The organism is Bartonella sp. AP21QHHD (assembly GCF_042196205.1).
Classification (GTDB): Bacteria; Pseudomonadota; Alphaproteobacteria; order Rhizobiales; family Rhizobiaceae; genus Bartonella.
Genome location: NZ_JBHIPT010000036.1, coordinates 1 through 1,375, shown reverse-complemented (window position 1 = coordinate 1,375; position 1,375 = coordinate 1). Strand labels below are relative to the sequence as shown.

Genomic DNA, 1,375 nt, shown 5'->3' with positions numbered 1-1,375 from the left:
AATCTTCGCATCATCCGTTGCATTGTAGACTTCTTGCGTGTCTGGTTTACCAGAACCTATATGCAATGTTTGGTAGTGATCTTCTGTTGGCTTCTCAAAAACGATAGAGCTGTTGTTGAGGTTTAGCACAGAAACATCAGAACGAGATCTTTGAGCAATATCAAGTAGATTGCCATCATCATCTTTTTCGTTTGTGCTGGTTTTTACAATCCATTGTGTATTGTTTTGCAAATTAAAGATTGTTTTAGGACTGTTAATAACTTTTGCTCTACCCTCTAATATGGAGTTATCAGAATTGAGTGTAAAAGCTAAATCATTTTCTTCAGCTGAAGCTTTGGTTACTAATAGAACGTCGGCACGGATTTCTGATTTTTTGCCAAGATTGACTGTGCCGGTTGATTCATCTACATTAATTCCAATGCCGTTTTTAATGTGAAGCTTTGCGTTGGTTAAATTGATTTCTGAGGTTGTATCTTCTTCAGGATTTTCAAATTTTATGCCATTTCTCTCTGCTGTTGCAAAAATATTTGTTGCATCAATTTGCCCACCGTTTTCAACAGTCAATGCTGCCTCTTTCCCCGTTATGTTTCCTTTCGTCATTGTGATGGTGGAATCTAGTCCACTTGCATGGAGCCCATAACCATTAGATGATGTAATTTTGGTATCATCGGTTAAAGCAATGGTGCTGCCACTCTCTGCGTTAATCCCTATATCGTTTCCAACAAATGATCCTCCTGATATTTTGATTTTAGAATGATCCATTGCATATACACCGAATTTTGCATTTGTAATGTGTACATTTTTTAAAGTGACATTGCTTGCTTGGGAATTTAATCCTGTAAACACCACTGTTTCATCTTTTTGACTGCTCGATATTGTCACATCTTCCAACTTATTTTCATTGTTTTTACTGTCATAAAAGGTAGCACCAACTGTAGAAGTTGTAATAGTTCCTCCGGTCATTTTAATTATAGCATTTTTTTCTGCATAAAGCCCAAGAAAAGCATGATCAATTTCTGTTCCGTGCAATTCGATCATACTATTAGGGCCGCTGGCATTTGCACCAGCTCCACCACCTGTGGCTACTGAGAGAGAAACATCTATAACATTAATATGTCCACCGTTTTCAGCAGTTAATGCTGCATAAATTCCTCCTTTAACTTTTCCTTTCGTCATTTTGATGGTGCCATTGTCTTTTGCCCGGAGCCCAGTGTTATCAGATGATGTAATTTTAGAATCATTTATAGTGATTGTGCTGCCGTTTTGCGCAAATATTGTTGCTTGTTTTGAATCAAATGAACCTCCAGAGACTGTTATTGTGGAGTGATCATTTGCAAATATGCCTGTGTTTGCTTGAGTGACGGTTACATTGTTT

Annotated in this window: 1 protein-coding gene; it reads right to left on the bottom strand. The window is 37.5% G+C overall.

Annotated features, from left to right (window positions below; translation table 11 throughout):
- Positions 1-1,375, bottom strand: a 1,375-nt coding sequence (locus ACFIMC_RS03080; protein ID WP_375680826.1) for a right-handed parallel beta-helix repeat-containing protein, incomplete at both ends; no start/stop codon positions are given.